Genomic DNA, 278 nt, shown 5'->3' on the forward strand with positions numbered 1-278 from the left:
TTCGACTTGCATGTGTAAGGCATGCCGCCAGCGTTCAATCTGAGCCAGGATCAAACTCTTCAGTTCAATACCTGTTACTGTTTTCGGTCTCTCTCGAGACCGGTCGCTCACTCAAAGCTGACAGGTTTTCTGAATAAATTCAAAAACCTGACTTACTTTAGTGTGAGACTCTTGATACTTTTGCTGCTCCCGGCTTCATTCCGAAGAACAAGACCAGGTCGCCACCGCATCAAGCGCCCACACTTATCGGCTGTAAATTTTTAAAGATCGATCGCGAA

1 rRNA gene is annotated in these 278 nt (G+C 46.4%); it reads right to left on the reverse strand.

The window, feature by feature from the left end:
* Positions 1-66, reverse strand: a 16S ribosomal RNA gene (locus AB4Y36_RS40530); the annotation flags it as partial.
* Positions 67-278: the final 212 nt, after the last annotated feature.

The organism is Paraburkholderia sp. BR10936 (genome assembly GCF_040965735.1).
In the GTDB taxonomy this organism is placed as follows: domain Bacteria; phylum Pseudomonadota; class Gammaproteobacteria; order Burkholderiales; family Burkholderiaceae; genus Paraburkholderia; species Paraburkholderia nodosa_A.